General features: G+C 43.0%; 15 protein-coding genes, 2 rRNA genes and 1 riboswitch (1 of these 18 running past the window's edge). Of the genes, 1 reads left to right on the top strand and 16 read right to left on the bottom strand.

Going from position 1 to position 16,706, the window contains the following annotated elements; genetic code table 11:
* Positions 1–40 precede the first annotated feature (40 nt).
* On the bottom strand, positions 41–1,786 hold the full coding sequence (locus tag NYE65_RS14900; protein WP_340861149.1) for an adenine deaminase C-terminal domain-containing protein: 1,746 nt from the start codon (positions 1,784–1,786) through the stop codon (positions 41–43).
* Positions 1,787–1,931: 145 nt separating this feature from the next.
* Between NYE65_RS14900 and NYE65_RS14895 the strand changes: the two genes are divergently transcribed.
* Complete coding sequence (locus NYE65_RS14895; protein ID WP_328110096.1) at positions 1,932–2,198, top strand: YgaP-like transmembrane domain; 267 nt, start codon at positions 1,932–1,934, stop codon at positions 2,196–2,198.
* A 45-nt stretch (positions 2,199–2,243) separates the two neighbouring features.
* Here NYE65_RS14895 and purD read toward each other — a convergent pair whose 3' ends face one another.
* The 15 genes from purD to NYE65_RS14820 all read right to left on the bottom strand — a co-directional run.
* Positions 2,244–3,518: a phosphoribosylamine--glycine ligase gene (purD, locus tag NYE65_RS14890; protein ID WP_057278489.1), complete on the bottom strand. Its 1,275-nt coding sequence runs from the start codon at positions 3,516–3,518 to the stop codon at positions 2,244–2,246.
* 19 nt (positions 3,519–3,537) lie between these two features.
* A complete protein-coding gene (gene purH, locus NYE65_RS14885) occupies positions 3,538–5,073 on the bottom strand; it encodes a bifunctional phosphoribosylaminoimidazolecarboxamide formyltransferase/IMP cyclohydrolase (protein WP_057278488.1) in 1,536 nt (511 codons plus the stop codon).
* 18 nt (positions 5,074–5,091) lie between these two features.
* The gene (purN, locus tag NYE65_RS14880) at positions 5,092–5,667 is read right to left on the bottom strand and encodes a phosphoribosylglycinamide formyltransferase (RefSeq protein ID WP_340861148.1); all 576 of its coding nucleotides are present in this window, start codon (positions 5,665–5,667) and stop codon (positions 5,092–5,094) included.
* Positions 5,667–6,692, bottom strand: coding sequence for a phosphoribosylformylglycinamidine cyclo-ligase (purM, locus tag NYE65_RS14875; protein ID WP_328176740.1), 1,026 nt, complete (start codon positions 6,690–6,692; stop codon positions 5,667–5,669). The genes purN and purM overlap by 1 nt, the downstream gene beginning before the upstream one ends.
* Before the next feature lie 42 nt (positions 6,693–6,734).
* Positions 6,735–8,150: an amidophosphoribosyltransferase gene (gene purF, locus NYE65_RS14870; protein WP_340861147.1), complete on the bottom strand. Its 1,416-nt coding sequence runs from the start codon at positions 8,148–8,150 to the stop codon at positions 6,735–6,737.
* Positions 8,135–10,354, bottom strand: coding sequence for a phosphoribosylformylglycinamidine synthase subunit PurL (gene purL, locus NYE65_RS14865; protein ID WP_340861146.1), 2,220 nt, complete (start codon positions 10,352–10,354; stop codon positions 8,135–8,137). Before purL ends, purF begins: the two co-directional genes overlap by 16 nt.
* The gene (gene purQ, locus NYE65_RS14860; protein ID WP_048680628.1) at positions 10,338–11,024 is read right to left on the bottom strand and encodes a phosphoribosylformylglycinamidine synthase subunit PurQ; all 687 of its coding nucleotides are present in this window, start codon (positions 11,022–11,024) and stop codon (positions 10,338–10,340) included. Before purQ ends, purL begins: the two co-directional genes overlap by 17 nt.
* Positions 11,021–11,275 carry a phosphoribosylformylglycinamidine synthase subunit PurS gene (gene purS, locus NYE65_RS14855; protein WP_034306118.1) on the bottom strand — a complete coding sequence of 85 codons (255 nt, stop codon included), beginning with the start codon at positions 11,273–11,275 and terminating at the stop codon, positions 11,021–11,023. Before purS ends, purQ begins: the two co-directional genes overlap by 4 nt.
* Positions 11,268–11,987, bottom strand: coding sequence for a phosphoribosylaminoimidazolesuccinocarboxamide synthase (purC, locus tag NYE65_RS14850; protein ID WP_048680630.1), 720 nt, complete (start codon positions 11,985–11,987; stop codon positions 11,268–11,270). Before purC ends, purS begins: the two co-directional genes overlap by 8 nt.
* Before the next feature lie 102 nt (positions 11,988–12,089).
* A complete protein-coding gene (gene purB / locus NYE65_RS14845) occupies positions 12,090–13,382 on the bottom strand; it encodes an adenylosuccinate lyase (protein WP_034306123.1) in 1,293 nt (430 codons plus the stop codon).
* The gene (gene purK, locus NYE65_RS14840; RefSeq protein ID WP_340861145.1) at positions 13,379–14,539 is read right to left on the bottom strand and encodes a 5-(carboxyamino)imidazole ribonucleotide synthase; all 1,161 of its coding nucleotides are present in this window, start codon (positions 14,537–14,539) and stop codon (positions 13,379–13,381) included. Before purK ends, purB begins: the two co-directional genes overlap by 4 nt.
* Positions 14,523–15,011 (bottom strand): 5-(carboxyamino)imidazole ribonucleotide mutase, encoded by a 489-nt coding sequence (gene purE / locus NYE65_RS14835; RefSeq protein ID WP_034306127.1) that lies wholly within the window; start codon positions 15,009–15,011, stop codon positions 14,523–14,525. The genes purK and purE overlap by 17 nt, the downstream gene beginning before the upstream one ends.
* A gap of 180 nt (positions 15,012–15,191) precedes the next feature.
* Positions 15,192–15,293, bottom strand: a riboswitch (purine riboswitch).
* 74 nt (positions 15,294–15,367) lie between these two features.
* A complete protein-coding gene (locus NYE65_RS14830; RefSeq protein WP_340861144.1) occupies positions 15,368–15,568 on the bottom strand; it encodes an NETI motif-containing protein in 201 nt (66 codons plus the stop codon).
* A 475-nt stretch (positions 15,569–16,043) separates the two neighbouring features.
* Positions 16,044–16,159: ribosomal RNA gene (gene rrf, locus NYE65_RS14825) — 5S ribosomal RNA — on the bottom strand.
* A gap of 64 nt (positions 16,160–16,223) precedes the next feature.
* Positions 16,224–16,706 (bottom strand): 23S ribosomal RNA (locus NYE65_RS14820); it runs 2,450 nt beyond the window's last position.

The following is a 16,706-nucleotide window of genomic DNA, read 5'->3' as shown; positions in this document are numbered from 1 at the left end:
TCCACTCCTCTGATTTATTAGCCATTTCTTCTCTTATATTTTAACGCATTATAGTGGGAAAGAGTATAGTTTTATTCATTACATCATATACTCCTCGCTGGGTCAGCCTTATATATGGCAGATGGGTTGTCGAAAAGAATGAAAGGGTATACACAGGATCGGCGAAGCGATAACCTCTCTCCCGCAGCAAATGTTTCAATTCATTTTCTTCTTTTATCAATTCAGGAACCTCCTTGGTCGACATGACTCCCTTTAATTTCAGAGGAAGTTCATGAATCACCTTGCCTTGTTCCGTCAAAATGATTCCACCGCCAATTTCCTTCAGCCGGTTAAATGCCAAATGCATATCCTTTTTCCTTTTACCGATCAGTATGATATCACCTGTATTTGTATAAGAGCCAGCAAAGCCACACAATTTGTCCGCAAACCCTTTTAATATCGTATTGATGCGCCATTTCCCTTCCCGGTCGATTAGCATGAAAAAGCATTCATCATCCTCAAAGTTCAGTTCTTCATGCCCAACATCATTGGCAAGGGAGTACGGTTTCGTAATTACATTATTAACCAGTTCTATCCCGAACGGCATGGAAAATTCAAAATCTTCCTTTAAACTGAGATCCCAATCAAGATCGAGCGGTTTAAAATCGAAATCACTCCATTCGATTTCCTGTTTATCCGGAATGATCTCACCATCCCTTTTCACCCATTTCCCTTTCGCCATTACCGAAACCGGTGCGGGTTCCTTTACATCGGTCAGGAAGTTGATGTTCGCCACCCTCCCTGTGGCAATATTGCCATGAAGGTATTCAATGTTATAATATCGTGCGATGTTGATGGTCGCCATATTGTAGGCATCGATGACCGGAACGCCATGCTCTATCGCTATTTTGATTAAGCAGTCTATGAAACCACCTTCATAAAAGGACGGCGGTGATCCATCTGTCGTATAAAAGAATTTGTCATAATGATCAATGCCCAGTTCATGGATTTCCTGTATCAGCTTTGGTAAATCCGGACGGATCGAAGAATGTCTTAACGATACATAATAGCCCTGCAGCAAGCGTGACATGACTTCATCACCTGTCATTGCCTCATGATCACAATCGGCGCCGAACAAGGTCATTTTTGCTAAAGTCTTCTCTGAAGCACCTGGAAAGTGTCCTTCTATTTTCTTCCTCATTCGCTTGGCTTCCTGAATCCAGTGCAACATCATGTCATCCCCATCGAGAAGCTTCGGCCATCCAGTTAGTTCCCCGCCCTGTAATACGGCATCATGCTCCAGCCATGATTTGACGGCCCCATGGGAAAAGACCATATCTTCATCGATCAATTCCGTTTGTCCGTCAAAACGGCTCCACCAATACATTGTTACAGGAATGTTACGTAATTCTTTCAAAAGAGAAAACGCTTTCTTTTTATCTAACTGCAATAGAAACGGCAAGTTATCATTGATCAATGTCGTTGTGCCAAAATGAGATGCATAACGTGAAAAAGAAAGGGGATTATATAATTGAGAAGGGTGTGAATGCGGCTCAATATAACCCGGGACCAAGTACTGGTTTGTACAGTCGACCATTTCACAGCGGTCTATATTATCAGGAAGCTTATCGCCAACATATATGATGCGATCTTCATATATCCATATATTCGCTTTTACCCATTTTCGTAAAGCCTGATTTAAATAAGGCGTATTTTTTAGCAGAATGTGTGGTGCCCTATTGCCATCCAGCACATCTATATGTTCTCTTAGATGTTTATTTTTCCATCTATAGCGCTGTTCAAGCATAAACATTCCCCCATAAGTTATTAGAAACAGTGTATGAAAAAAACCATTTTCAATCCAATTTTATTTCATAGTAACATACTTGCCCCATTAGAACAGTAATGTTATCCAGATTATTGTTAAATTTTTGTGAAGGGATGGATTTTATATGAAGTTTAAACAAAATATCAGTATAATAAATGCTTTAATGCGAATTACTTGTGGTTTTACATTTCTAACATGGGCTACGGCTAAAATGGTGAAAAAACCATGGAAAAACCAATCTTATATAATCGTGGCCATGCTTTCCGCCATGAAAATAGGTGAAGGGATCCTCCGTTATTGTCCTGTCGTCGATGCGATGGAAAACGGACAAAACTTGATGGCAAAAGAACCAAAACAGGAAAATGAATCGAATCAATCTGATTCATATTAAGTCTTATAGAAGAAGCTGACTCCGCTTAGAGTCAGCTTCTTTATATTATGATGAAAAATTGTATTTTATTGCTCGGTAGCCAATATCCGTCCGCCAAAATAAACCGTCTTTCTCAATATGCCCTAACTCTTTATATACTTCAGCTTGCGCAGAGGCCAAATCTTTCCCTTTTGCAGCAACCAGAAGTACACGTCCGCCATTCGAGATGAAGTTCCCTTCATTATTGAGAGCTGTTCCAGCATGATAAACATGGGCTTTCGGATCAATCTTTTCCAAACCTTTAATGATAGATCCCTTTTTATATTCCCCTGGATATCCATCAGCTGCGACGACCACTCCGAGTACGGCCTCTTCATGCCATTCAAGTTGTAAATCCTCTCCAGAAAGAACCGCTTCAAGCGTATCTACGAAGTCTGTCTTTAGACGAGGTAAAACGACTTGCGTTTCCGGATCGCCAAAACGGGCATTGAACTCAATGACTTTTGTGCCTTTTTCAGTGGCGATCAACCCGGCATATAATATTCCTGTAAAACTCCGATTCTCAGAAATCATCGCATTTACCGTGGGTTTAAGAATCGTTTCGACTGCAGTCTGGATCATTTCATCGGATATTTGCGGTACCGGTGAATATGCACCCATTCCACCTGTGTTCGGACCCTGATCTCCATCAAAAACCCGCTTATGATCTTGAGCAATGACCATCGGATACACTTTTTCCCCATTAACGAATGCCATCAATGAAAATTCCTCGCCATCAAGGAATTCCTCAATAACGACTTTGGCAGATGCTTCCCCGAACTTTGCTCCGACTAGCATATCATGGATGGCGTCTAACGCCTCTTCCATCGTCATAGCGACTACGACACCTTTTCCTGCTGCCAAACCATCCGCTTTTATGACAATGGGGGCACCCATTTTTTCGATATATGCTTTTGCTGAATCATAATCAGAAAATGTTTCATATTCCGCTGTCGGAATGCTATAGTTCTTCATTAAATCTTTAGCAAAGGATTTACTTCCCTCGATGACAGCAGCACGGCCATTAGGGCCAAATACCTGTAATCCTGCCTCCGCAAAATCATCTGCAAGTCCATTCAACAATGGTGTTTCGGGCCCGATCACCGTTAATGCAACTGCATTATTCTTGGCAAAGGCAACCAATTCCCTGTGATTATTTTCATCAATTGGAACAAGAGTCGCTACATCGGTCATCCCTGGATTTCCCGGTGCTGCAAAAACAGTCCCAACCCGTTTACTTTCAAATAGTTTGCGGGCTATGGCATGCTCCCTGCCGCCCCGGCCAATTACTAGTACATTCATTATCGCACCTCGTTTTTGATTAATGTTTAAAGTGACGAATTCCTGTAAACACCATTGTAATCCCATATTCATCAGCTTTCTTGATTGAATCCTCATCTTTAACAGATCCACCAGGCTGAATGATTGCCGTGACGCCCGCTTTTGCTGCCGCTTCTACAGTATCATCCATTGGGAAGAATGCATCTGATGCCAATGCACTTCCTGTCGCTCTTTCCCCAGCTTGTTCCAGAGCAATTTTTGCAGCTCCCACACGGTTCATTTGACCTGCGCCAACACCTAATGTCATTTGATCGTTACAAACCACTATTGCATTCGACTTGACATGTTTCACGATTTTCCAGCCAAGTTCCATGGCTTTCCACTCTTCAGGTGTAGGCTCACGTTTCGTTGCCACTTTTACCTCTGCATCCTTTAAGCTATGTGCGTCCCGATCTTGAATAAGCAATCCGCCTTCAATGGATGTCAATTTACGTTCAGGCTTTTTAACCGCGTCAAAATCGATCGTTAATAAACGTAGGTTTTTCTTGCTTGTCAATACTTCCACTGCCTCTTGTGTAAACCCAGGGGCAATGATGATTTCAAGGAAAATTTCATGAAGCTTTTCCGCAGTCGCTTTATCGACTTCACGGTTCAAAGCGATGATCCCACCGAAAATGGAGGTGGCATCTGCCTCATAAGCTTTTTCATATGCTTCCAAAATAGTCGCACCGACGCCGACGCCGCAAGGATTCATATGTTTGACTGCAACTGCAGCAGGCTCATTGAATTCTTTTACGATTTGAAGTGCTGCATCAGCATCATTGATGTTGTTGTATGATAGTTCTTTTCCATGTAATTGCTTCGCTTCTGCAATTGAGAATACGGAACCAAGCGGTTTTTTATAGAATGCGGCTTTTTGATGTGGGTTTTCCCCATAACGAAGCGACTGTTTCAATTCATAGGTAACAGTCAATGATTCAGGATTTTCTTCATCGGCAAGCTCTGTCATATACTCTGAAATAACTGCATCATATGCTGCTGTATGACGGAAAACCTTTGCAGCCAGGCGGCGATTCGTGGTTTTTGTTACCCCGCCGTTTTGTTTCAGCTCAGCCAATACGGTAGGATAATCATTGGAATCAACGATAACAGTCACATATTCGTGGTTTTTAGCAGAAGAACGAAGCATTGTCGGTCCACCGATATCGATGTTTTCAATAGCATCTTCCACAGTGACTTCCGGTTTGGAAATAGTCGCTTGGAATGGATATAGGTTTACACAGACAAGTTGAATGGGTTCAATGTTATGCTCAGCAAGCTGTGCTGCGTGACCTTTGTCATCATGTTTTGCCAACACTGCTCCATGGACATTCGGGTGAAGCGTTTTAACACGTCCATCCAAAATTTCCGGGAAACCGGTGACGTCACTGATTCCAATTACCTCAATACCATTTTCCTGAAGCGTTTTTTTGGTACCGCCTGTAGAAATGATTTCAAAACCTGCTTCAATTAAACCTTGAGCAAATTCTACGATACCTGTTTTATCCGATACACTAATTAATGCGCGTTTCTTCATGTTATGTTGGTCCCTCCATTAAGTAAGTTTCTTGTGGCATAGCTCCTGCAAAACTGATGGATACAGGTCATGCTCCATTTCCTGTATCCTTTTTTGAAGGATGTCTTTCGTATCCCCTTCAAGAATCGGCACTGTTTTTTGGGCAATGACCGGTCCTGTGTCCATTCCATCATCAACATAATGAATGGTTACCCCCGTTTCCTTCACTCCGGCATCAAAGGCCTGGCCAATTGCATCCTTGCCTGGAAAACTTGGCAGAAGTGAAGGGTGGATGTTCACAATCCTCTGTGAATACTTTTGTAATAATGTCGGACCGATCAAACGCATATAACCAGCAAGAATGATGAACTCTATCTCATACTGGCGAAGTTTTTCCAGGATTTCCGATTCGTATTCAGTCTTGTTGGAGTAATTCTTTGCTGAAAAGGAGAAAGAGTCAATATTTTCAAGCTTTGCTCTCTCAAGCACATATGCGTCTTCACGATCGCATACGACAAGACAGATTTCCGCCTCCAACTTTCCACTTTTTATTGCTTCAGCAATTGATTGAAAATTACTACCGTTACCTGATCCAAAGACAGCAAGGCGTCTCATTATTTGAACGACACTCCATTTCCATCCACGATCGTTCCAATAATTGAGGCTTCTTCACCGCAAGACTTTAGGTGGGCTAGCACATCCGATGCCACTTCTTTTTTGACGACAGCCGTCATCCCAATACCCATATTGAAGATATTGAACATTTCCTCTTTTACAAGATTCCCTTTTTCTTCAAGGAATGAAAATATAGTTGGAATTTCCCAGCTTCCAAGCTCGATTTCAACACCGCATCCTTCAGGAAGGATACGCGGAATATTCTCGATGAATCCTCCACCGGTGATATGGGCAAGACCATTAACCTCAAATTTTTCCAACGTCGATAAAAGGGACTTCACATAGATTTTCGTCGGTTTTAATAATTCCTCACCTAACTTGCAATCCAGTTCCGGTACGAAGTCATGAAGCCCCATGCCTGAGTCTTCAAGAAGGATTTTACGAACAAGTGAATACCCATTACTGTGGATGCCGCTTGAAGCGAGTCCAATAACGACGTCACCAGCCGAAATCGCTTCACCAGTAATCAGACGTGATTTTTCAACGGCACCTACAGTAAAACCTGCCACATCGTATTCTTCCGTCTCATACATGCCCGGCATTTCTGCCGTTTCTCCGCCGATTAAAGCACAGCCCGCCTGCTCACAGCCATCTGCAATCCCTTTAACGATCATTTCAATTCGTTCAGGATCTGCTTTACCGCAGGCAATATAATCTAAAAAGTATAAAGGTGCAGCACCTTGAACGACAACATCATTGACGCACATAGCTACACAATCCACTCCAATTGTATCGTGTTTATCCATCATGAACGCTAACAAAAGTTTTGTTCCCACTCCATCCGTACCAGAAATGAGCACAGGTTCTTTAAGGTTCAAGGAAGATAAATCAAACATGCCGCCGAAACCGCCCAGACCATTCATTACTTCTGGACGAAATGTGCGCTTTACATGTTTTTTCATTCGATTTACCGCTTCATAACCAGCCTCAATATCCACACCAGCCTGTTTATATGCATTAGCCATTTGAAATCCTCCTCCGAAAATCAATCATCATTGCCGACTTGATTAACATTTTGTTTTTTCTCGTTCGTATTCAAAAATTTCAGTCGGATAATTTCCGGTGAAACAAGCTAGGCATGAACCGCGCGTTTCTCCAGGAAACGGTCGTCCAATTGCTTCGACCATACCTTCGACACTTAAAAAAGTTAAGGAATCAGCTTCAATGATTTCCCTTATTTCCTCCACCGATTTTGAGCTTGCAATCAGTTCTTCCTTTTTAGACGTGTCTATGCCATAAAAACATGGATTCTTGATCGGTGGTGAGCTGATTACTACATGCACTTCTTTTGCTCCGGCATCTTTTAACATGCGGACAATCCTTCTGCTCGTTGTCCCGCGGACGATAGAATCATCAACCATTATGACCCGCTTGCCTTCCACTACCCCTCTTACAGGTGATAGTTTCATCTTTACGCCTTGTTCACGCAGACTTTGTGATGGCTGAATGAAAGTCCGTCCAACATAACGATTCTTTATTAAACCCATTTCATAAGGAATGCCTGCAGCTTCAGCATAGCCAATCGCTGCCGAGATGCTGGAATCAGGTACACCTGTAACTACGTCTGCTTCAATTTTGGTTTCGAGTGCCATTTGCTTACCAAGGTTTTTCCGTGCCGTATGAACATTGATACCATCAATGTTGCTATCCGGACGGGAAAAATACACGTACTCCATCGTGCACATTGCCTGTTGGCTGGAAAGCGAGAAGTATTCGGATGTGATTCCCTCATCATTAATGACAACGAGTTCACCTGGCTCAATATCCCGGATGAATTCTGCACCTACAATATCAAGTGCACATGTTTCAGATGCAGCGAAATATGCATCGCCTATTTTCCCCAAGGAAAGTGGACGGAAGCCATGCGGATCTCTTGCCATGATCATTTGGGTTTCGGTCATGATGACAAAGGCATAGGCTCCCTTCAGCATACTTAAACTGTTCTTCACAGAATCTCTTACATCCGAGTAGCCGGAACGTTTAATCAGATGTGCCAGAACTTCCGTATCAGAGGTCGTTTGAAAAATGCTTCCTTGTCCTTCAAGCTGTGCTTTTAATTGATGGGCATTGACGATATTCCCATTATGAGCAAGGGCCAGCCCTCCTGTATGAGAATTGAACAGGAAAGGCTGAACATTTTGATACCCGCCGCCGCCTGCCGTTGTATAACGGACATGGCCTATTGCCGCTTTACCGCTACCGGAAAGTGCCTGCATTTTTTCCGCAGTGAATATCTCTGTGACAAGTCCTTCGCCCTTAGTGATGGACATCTGCTCACCATCCGTCACGACGATGCCCGCTCCCTCTTGACCACGATGTTGCAAGCTATGCAAACCGTAGTAAGCAAGCTGCGCTGCATCGGGATGTCCCCAGACTCCAACAACACCACACTCTTCGTTTAGGCTTCTTATTTCAGCAAGCATGGTATGGCTCCCTTCCAAGCTGTTTGTAAATCTTCAATGTCCGCTTCCAATACTTTGCTATCACTTGTTGCCACGACTAATTTATTATCAGCCGTTACTGAGCCTATGCAAATCGCATCTTCAACAAGAGCTTCAAATGACGCTTGATTTTCAGGTTTGATGGACAGTAAGAATCGTGATTGCGTTTCACTGAATAATTCAGATACAGGTTCCCCGGATATATTCACTTTTGCCCCTAGTTTGCTTGCCCCGAATAAAGATTCAGCTAAAGCCACTGCCAAACCGCCTTCCGAAAGGTCATGGGCTGATGCAACAAGTCCTTTTTGGATTGCTGTCAGAATTTGCTGCTGACGTTTTTGTTCAAGGTCCAAATCAAGTTCTGGAGCGCGTCCAAAGATTTTACCCTCGAGCATTTTCTGTAATTCACTGCCTCCGAATTCCACTTTCGCTTCACCGACCACGTAAATCAAATCGGATTCATTTTTAAATGTTTGTGTTGTGATGTGCTTAAGGTCATTGACTAGACCAACCATTCCAACTACAGGCGTCGGATAAATCGCTTCACCATTCGTTTCATTATAAAGGGAAACATTTCCGCCGATTACAGGAGTACTTAAGCTTCTGCAAGCTTCACTCATACCGTCTGCCGCTTTTTCCAGTTGCCAGAATATTTCTGGTTTTTCTGGATTCCCAAAATTCAAGCAATCCGTAATCGCTAAAGGTTCCGCACCCGAGCAAATGATGTTACGGGCTGCTTCAGCCACAGCGATTTTGCCGCCTGTTTCAGGATCTAAATAAATAAAGCGGGAGTTACAATCCGTCGTCATGGCAAGGGCTTTATTCGTACCACGTACACGCACTACCGCTGCATCCGATCCAGGTGAGACGACTGTATTCGTGCGGACCATGTAATCATACTGGTCGTAGACCCATTCCTTACTCGAAATTGTCGGTTGCTTCAATAGTGATACCAATGTTTCTTTATAATCTTCAATGACTGGCACTTCTGCCGTCATGCTTTGGAAGTCACGGAAATATTGCGGCTCTGCAGATGGCTTGTGATAAATAGGAGCTTCTTCAGCCAATGCATCAACCGGAACCTCGGCAACGATTTCACCTTGATGGGAAAGTGTTAGATTTTTATCATCCGTTACTTCACCAACAGCAACCGCTTCTAGGTCATATTTCGTAAACAAGTCGACGATTTCCTGTTCGCGTCCTTTAGTGACAACGATCAGCATCCGCTCTTGTGATTCAGAAAGCATCATTTCATATGCTGTCATTCCCGTTTCACGCTGCGGTACCAAATCCAGATTCATTTTTATTCCTGAGCCAGCTTTACTCGCCATCTCGGCAGATGAGCTTGTAAGACCTGCTGCTCCCATATCCTGAATGCCAACAAGGGCATCATTTTGAATCAATTCAAGGCATGCTTCCAAAAGCAGTTTCTCCATGAATGGATCGCCTACTTGTACGGCAGGCCGTTTCTCTTCCGAAGACTCTGAGAGCTCTTCAGATGCAAATGTTGCTCCATGAATGCCATCACGTCCAGTTTTTGCACCCACATACATCACTGTGTTGCCCACTCCATGCGCTTGGCCTTTTTTAATGTCCTTATGATCGATTAAACCGACACACATTGCATTGACAAGGGGATTTCCTTCATACGATGGATCAAATTGAATTTCTCCGCCGACAGTTGGAATTCCGATACAATTCCCGTATCCTGCAATCCCTGCAACCACTTCTTTAAATAAATATTTCACGCGATCATTGTCTAGCTCACCGAAGCGAAGTGAGTTCAACATCGCGATCGGACGGGCTCCCATGGAGAAAACATCACGGATAATTCCGCCGACACCGGTAGCAGCACCTTGATAAGGCTCTATTGCCGAAGGGTGGTTATGACTTTCAATTTTAAAAACGACAGCCTGATCGTCACCGATATCAACGATACCTGCTCCTTCACCAGGACCTTGCAGCACTTTCTCCCCTGTAATCGGGAATTTCCTTAAGATGGGTTTTGAATTTTTGTAGGAACAGTGCTCTGACCACATAACCGAAAACAAACCAGTTTCCGTATAATTCGGCAGTCTGCCTAAGATTTTCTCCACCATTGCAAATTCATCATCGGATAGTCCCATTGTTGCGTACAATCGATCCGATTTAATTTTTTCCGGACTTGGTTCAAGCTGTAATAACATGTGATTCCCTCCAGTTTTTTACGATGGATTGAAAAATCTTTAAGCCGTCTTTACTGCCAAGCAGCGAATCAACAGCACGTTCGGGATGAGGCATCATTCCGAGGACATTTCCTTGTTCATTTGTAATTCCCGCTATTTGCTCCAAGCTTCCGTTTGGATTTTCACCATCATACGTGAACAAGATGCGGTTATTTTGTTTTAATTCAGCCAATGTTTCATCATCGCAGTAGTAATTCCCTTCACCATGTGCCACAGGGATCGTAATCGTTTCATTTAATTCATATCCTGTCGTGAACATCGATTGGTTATTTTCAACCTTCAGTCCTACATTGCGGCAAATGAATTTCAAGCCTTCATTACGGCGCATCGCTCCAGGTAAAAGTCCTGCTTCAAGTAAAATCTGAAAACCATTGCAGACACCCAAAACAGGCTTTCCTGCTTGTGCCGCTTTTACGACTTCAGCCATTACATTCGAAAAGCGTGCAATTGCTCCAGAGCGTAAATAGTCTCCATAAGAGAAACCTCCAGGAAGGAGAATCCCATCATACTGATCTAGATTGTCTGTAGAGTGCCAAACATACTCCACTTCTTCCCCCAGTGCATCCTTTATCGCATGGTACATATCGACATCACAATTGGAGCCAGGGAAAACTATGACAGCAAATTTCATTGGGTGATAACCTCCTCAACATCATAACGGTAAGCTTCAATTACCGTATTGGCCAATAGTTTTTCACACATTTCCTTCACAAGTTGATCTAAATCACGATCCGTATCCTTAATTGTAAGTTCAATGTATTTCCCCACTCGAACATCACTAACTTCGTTATATGTCAAGCTATGAAGTGATTGTTGCACTGCTGCTCCCTGTGGATCTAATACACTTTCGCGTAGTGTGATATATACCTTAACCTTATACATGTTGAGTGCCCTCCAACTTTGCTAGTATTTTTTCGTAAGCATCTGTTAAACTTCCTAAATCACGGCGGAATACATCTTTGTCTAATTTTTCGTTCGTGTTAATATCCCATAATCGGCAGGTATCAGGTGAAATTTCATCTGCCAGCAGAATGTCACCATTCGGGGTTTTGCCGAACTCTAATTTAAAATCAATCAATTTAATGTCCAACTCTTTAAAGAAAGACGTTAAGACGATACTGATTTCTTGTGCCTTTTCTTTTAAAATCGCTACATCTTCCTTGCTTGCAAGTTCCAATTCTTCAATATGGTCTTCCGTTAACAGAGGATCGCCGAGCTCGTCGTCTTTATAGTAAAACTCAATCAGCGTTTTCTTGAGCGGCTGGCCTTCTTCAATGCCAGTCCTTTTAGAAAAACTGCCGGCAGCCGTATTTCTGACAACGACTTCTAGCGGAATGATGGATACCCTTTTGACTAGCTGCTCCCGTTCGGAAAGCATTTCAATAAAATGGGATGGGATATTCTCTTGGGCAAGCTTTGAAAATAGTAAGCTAGTAATTTGATTATTCAACTTACCTTTTCCGGCAATCTCTGACTTCTTCTCACCATTGAATGCCGTTGCCGAATCCTTGTATTCCACCCATACTATTTCACTGTTGTCCGTTGCAAAAATCTGTTTCGCTTTTCCTTCATACAACAATTCTCGTTTTTCCATCTGTCCAGACCCCCACATTGTGAATATTATGAATCTTCCTGCCATTAATCAGGCTTGGCAAACATATCACCATTAAAGGTACCATGTTTGCCGCCTTCACTTTTATAAACCTAAACGATCAAAGATTACATCAACATTTTTCAGGTGATGTGTAGGATCGAAACAATCATCAAGTTCTTCTTTCGTAAGCAAGCTTGTGATTTTATCATCCTTTTCGATCAGGCTTCTGAATGGAACCTGAAGCTCCCATGCTTCCATCGCTTTTGGCTGAACCGTATCATAAGCTTCTTCACGGACAAGTCCTTTATCGATAAGGGATAGCAGCACACGTTGTGAGAAAATCAATCCCAGTGTACGGTCCATATTGCGTTTCATATTTTCTGGATAAACGGTCAAGTTCTTCACTATGTTGCTGAAACGGTTCAGCATATAGTTTAATGCGATCGTTGCATCCGGCAAGATGATGCGCTCAGCAGAAGAATGCGAAATGTCACGCTCATGCCATAATGGCACATTCTCATATGCTGTCATCATGTAACCGCGGATTACACGAGCCATACCCGTCATATTTTCAGAACCGATTGGATTCCGTTTATGAGGCATTGCAGAAGATCCTTTTTGTCCTTTTGCAAAGAATTCTTCCACTTCGCGTGTTTCACTTTTTTGCAAGCCGCGAATTTCCACTGCAAACTTTTCAATAGATGTCGCAATTAAAGCCAATGTACTCATATAATGTGCATGGCGATCGCGTTGCAATGTTTGTGTTGAGATTGGCGCTGCTTCAAGGCCAAGCTTTTCACAAACGAATTTTTCAACGAACGGGTCGATGTTTGCGTAAGTTCCGACAGCCCCAGAGATTTTCCCAACCTCTATGTTCTTTCTTGCTTCTTCAAAACGTTCGACATTGCGTTTCATTTCTTGATACCAAAGTGCCAGTTTCAACCCAAATGTGGTCGGTTCCGCATGAACTCCATGTGTACGTCCCATTTGAACCGTGTATTTATGTTCTTTCGCTTTGTTTTTCAGGATCTCAACGAAGTTATTTAAATCCTTGGCAAGGATCTCATTCGCCTGCTTTATCACATATGAAAGAGCTGTATCCACCACATCAGTGGAAGTCAGTCCGTAATGGACCCATTTCCGTTCTTCACCCAACGTTTCGGAAACCGCACGTGTAAAAGCAACAACATCATGGCGTGTATCTTTTTCGATTTCATTGATACGGTCGACATCGAATGTAGCATTTTCGCGAAGAAGCTTCACATCTTCTTTTGGAATGACACCTAGCTCTGACCATGCTTCACAAGCTAAGATTTCAACTTCCAACCACGCATTAAAGCGGTTCTTTTCTGTCCAAATGTTTCCCATCTCTGGGCGGGTATAACGTTCAATCATTTTACTTCCTCCGTTTCAACCTGTTGATTCCATATTTTGCTTCGATCACTTTCCAAAAGAGCTTCCTCAATCGTTGGACGTAAAATATTCACATGACCCATTTTCCGCTTCAGCTTGGCTTCTTTCTTACCGTAAAGGTGAACCTTCCAATCTGAAAGCGTCGGAATTTCATCCATCAAGGATTCGATATGCTCACCAAGGATGTTTATCATTACCACAGGCTTCAATAACGCCGTATTTCCGAGAGGCCAATTGCAGACAGCCCTTATATGCTGTTCAAACTGTGAAGTCTCACATGCCTCCATTGTATAATGGCCTGAGTTATGTGGTCTTGGCGCCAATTCATTAATGATGATATCATCCTGAGCGGTTAAAAACATCTCGACTGCCAATGTCCCCACCAAATCAAGTTTCTCTGCAAGCTGCAAAGCTTCATCAATAGCTTTCCGTTCAGCTTGGATACTGATACGGGCCGGAACAATGCTTTTATGAAGAATGTTTTCAATATGAATGTTTTCCGCAATCGGAAAATGACTTGTCTCGCCATCAGCCTTACGCGTCACGATGATGGATATTTCTTTCACGAAAGGAATCCAGGCTTCCAGCACACATATACCTGTTTTGAGCAGGGATTCAGCCTTTTTGATATCGGCTTCTTCCTTAATGACCAACTGCCCTTTTCCATCATAACCGCCCCGCGTCGTTTTTAACACACTAGGGTACCCTAATTTCTCTATATGAAGGTAAATTTCTGAAATATCCTGTATTTCCTGATATGGAGCAACGGAAGCTCCTGCATCGGATATAGCTTTTTTTTCTGTCAATCTATCCTGTGTCAACTTTAATAATTCTGAGCCCTGTGGAAGAAATGCATGTTTCTTTAACCAATCCAAGGCTTCCGAACTGATATTTTCAAACTCGTATGTTATGACATCACTGACGTCAGCTAACCTTTTCAATGCTTCGATATCATCATAAGCACCAATGATTTCAATATCCGCCACTTGAGCACATGGGCCTTCTGCAGTCGGCTCAAGGACCGCTATCTTAAAGCCCGATGCCTTAGCTGACAAGGCCATCATCCTGCCCAATTGCCCACCGCCGATAATTCCAATGGTCTGTCCCGGTAATATGATTGTATTATTTAAGTTGTTCACTGCTCTGTAACACCTTTTCTCTGGTTTCGTCTCGTAAAGCCTCTAGCCTATCAGCAATGTCAGAATCAAAAGCCGCTAACATTTGAGCCGCTAACAAACCGGCATTGACTGCGCCGGCTTTTCCGATCGCAACCGTTGCAACCGGTACGCCACCAGGCATTTGAACAATCGATAATAACGAATCCATCCCATTTAATGCCTTCGACTGTATTGGCACGCCAATCACAGGGACAATCGTTTTAGCGGCGGTCATACCTGGTAGATGTGCAGCCCCGCCTGCTCCGGCAATAATCACTTTAATATCTCTATCTTTTGCACTCTCTGCATATTCAAATAATAAATCCGGCGTCCGGTGGGCAGAAACGACTCTTTTTTCATAGGGGATCTCAAGCTGTTCCAATGATTCACAAGCGTACTTCATCGTTTCCCAATCCGAGACACTACCCATAATAACCCCAACTTGCGGTTTCATATCATCTTTCCCTCCAACACTCATATTATGGCGTCCCGAGTATGCAGACAGACGCTTATCATTTATCTATAATTCATTGTAAATTAAAAAACCGGACAGGTTGCTTCCTCATAGAGAAAGCAACCTGTCCGGAAAAGAAAGCCCTTTTGGAAATACAAAAAGACTTGGCTAGTTTCCGAAATAGTCAGATGCTTTTCTCATAGTCCGATGATTTACGGTCATCAGGTAGAAACTTTTGGGCCATATCCCCATGATTATATGAGATGTATTAATGTAACTTCATCTTACCTTCCGGCCATTTTAATGTCAAGTTAAAATCGAATATTTTTACATGATATTAATTAATCGTTCGTGTTTTACTCAATTAGCTTTGCTTCATATACAATTTTTCGATTAACTGGCACATAATGGACTTTGCCATTCTCAATTCTCTCGGCAAAGATAGGCTCTTCCGTTCGCCTTACGGGAAAGTAACCTGCCGCTTTAATTCGATCTAAACATGCATCGATCGTCTCGCCCTCGATAACTTCAAACTTTTCCTTAATCTTCTTACTCACAATACCGATCCCTTCATGGTTCTATATTTGTCAGCCTTCTTCCTTACCCATCCAACTTGCATATTATCAATTAAATTCTTCCTAGTATAATGAAAAGAATAAGTAAAGACAAGAATGCATGTAAATAAAATTGATTACTTTATAATGGTAATTCCATAATACCTCAGAATATGATGCCCCTGTCTTCCGTAAAAACATCAACACTCATATACTGTACATCTCCTTCAATATCCTGCCCTTCTCCCCCCTGAATTACAATCGCTTGATTCATGAAATTCCCTCTGCTCCATGATACATATTCGTATCTTGCTCCCATGAATTATTTCAATTCAAATTTCGGCCGAATAAATAAGCCAGCTGTTGGAATTAATTAGCCTGCAGGTTGATTTATCTGTTAATTCACGTCACTCCTCCCTGAAACTGAAAAATATCACAACACAAAAAAGACCAGCCGGATGGCTGATCTTTTTAAATGGCTTGGCGGCGTCCTACTCTCACAGGGGGAGACCCCCAACTACCATCGGCGCTGAAGAGCTTAACTGCCGTGTTCGGAATGGGAACGGGTGTGACCTCTTCGCTATCGCCACCAAACATAAAAGGAACGTTGTTCCTTCAAAACTAGATAATAAGAAGGTATTTCATTTTTTAAAAAGCGTTGGTTAAGTCCTCGATCTATTAGTATCAGTCAGCTCCACATGTCACCATGCTTCCACCTCTGACCTATCAACCTGATCATCTTTCAGGGATCTTACTAGCTTGCGCCATGGGAAATCTCATCTTGAGGGGGGCTTCATGCTTAGATGCTTTCAGCACTTATCCCGTCCGCACGTAGCTACCCAGCTATGCCTTTGGCAAGACAACTGGTACACCAGCGGTGCGTCCATCCCGGTCCTCTCGTACTAAGGACAGCTCCTCTCAAATTTCCTGCGCCCGCGACGGATAGGGACCGAACTGTCTCACGACGTTCTGAACCCAGCTCGCGTACCGCTTTAATGGGCGAACAGCCCAACCCTTGGGACCGACTACAGCCCCAGGATGCGATGAGCCGACATCGAGGTGCCAAACCTCCCCGTCGATGTGGACTCTTGGGGGAGATAAGCCTGTTATCCCCGGGGTAGCTTTTATCCGTTGAGCGATG

Origin of the sequence: Peribacillus sp. FSL R5-0717, from assembly GCF_038002945.1 — a bacterium.
GTDB classification, from domain to species: Bacteria; Bacillota; Bacilli; order Bacillales; family DSM-1321; genus Peribacillus; species Peribacillus frigoritolerans.
Note: the sequence above shows the minus strand (reverse complement) of the source record. Positions and strands in the feature narration are given on the sequence as shown.

Bases quoted from the DNA above. Each gene is read 5' to 3' on its own strand.
- purE (WP_034306127.1), bottom strand. From the start codon at position 15,011: ATGAAACCGCAAGTTGGGGTTATTATGGGTAGTGTCTCGGATTGGGAA.
- purC (WP_048680630.1), bottom strand. From the start codon at position 11,987: ATGGAAAAACGAGAATTGTTGTATGAAGGAAAAGCGAAACAGATTTTT.
- purL (WP_340861146.1), bottom strand. From the start codon at position 10,354: ATGTTATTACAGCTTGAACCAAGTCCGGAAAAAATTAAATCGGATCGA.
- purF (WP_340861147.1), bottom strand. From the start codon at position 8,150: ATGCTTGCTGAAATAAGAAGCCTAAACGAAGAGTGTGGTGTTGTTGGA.
- purM (WP_328176740.1), bottom strand. From the start codon at position 6,692: ATGGCTAATGCATATAAACAGGCTGGTGTGGATATTGAGGCTGGTTAT.
- purD (WP_057278489.1), bottom strand. From the start codon at position 3,518: ATGAATGTACTAGTAATTGGCCGGGGCGGCAGGGAGCATGCCATAGCC.
- purB (WP_034306123.1), bottom strand. From the start codon at position 13,382: ATGATTGAACGTTATACCCGCCCAGAGATGGGAAACATTTGGACAGAA.
- purH (WP_057278488.1), bottom strand. From the start codon at position 5,073: ATGAAGAAACGCGCATTAATTAGTGTATCGGATAAAACAGGTATCGTA.
- purN (WP_340861148.1), bottom strand. From the start codon at position 5,667: ATGAGACGCCTTGCTGTCTTTGGATCAGGTAACGGTAGTAATTTTCAA.
- NYE65_RS14900 (WP_340861149.1), bottom strand. From the start codon at position 1,786: ATGCTTGAACAGCGCTATAGATGGAAAAATAAACATCTAAGAGAACAT.
- purQ (WP_048680628.1), bottom strand. From the start codon at position 11,024: ATGAAATTTGCTGTCATAGTTTTCCCTGGCTCCAATTGTGATGTCGAT.
- purS (WP_034306118.1), bottom strand. From the start codon at position 11,275: ATGTATAAGGTTAAGGTATATATCACACTACGCGAAAGTGTATTAGAT.
- NYE65_RS14895 (WP_328110096.1), top strand. From the start codon at position 1,932: ATGAAGTTTAAACAAAATATCAGTATAATAAATGCTTTAATGCGAATT.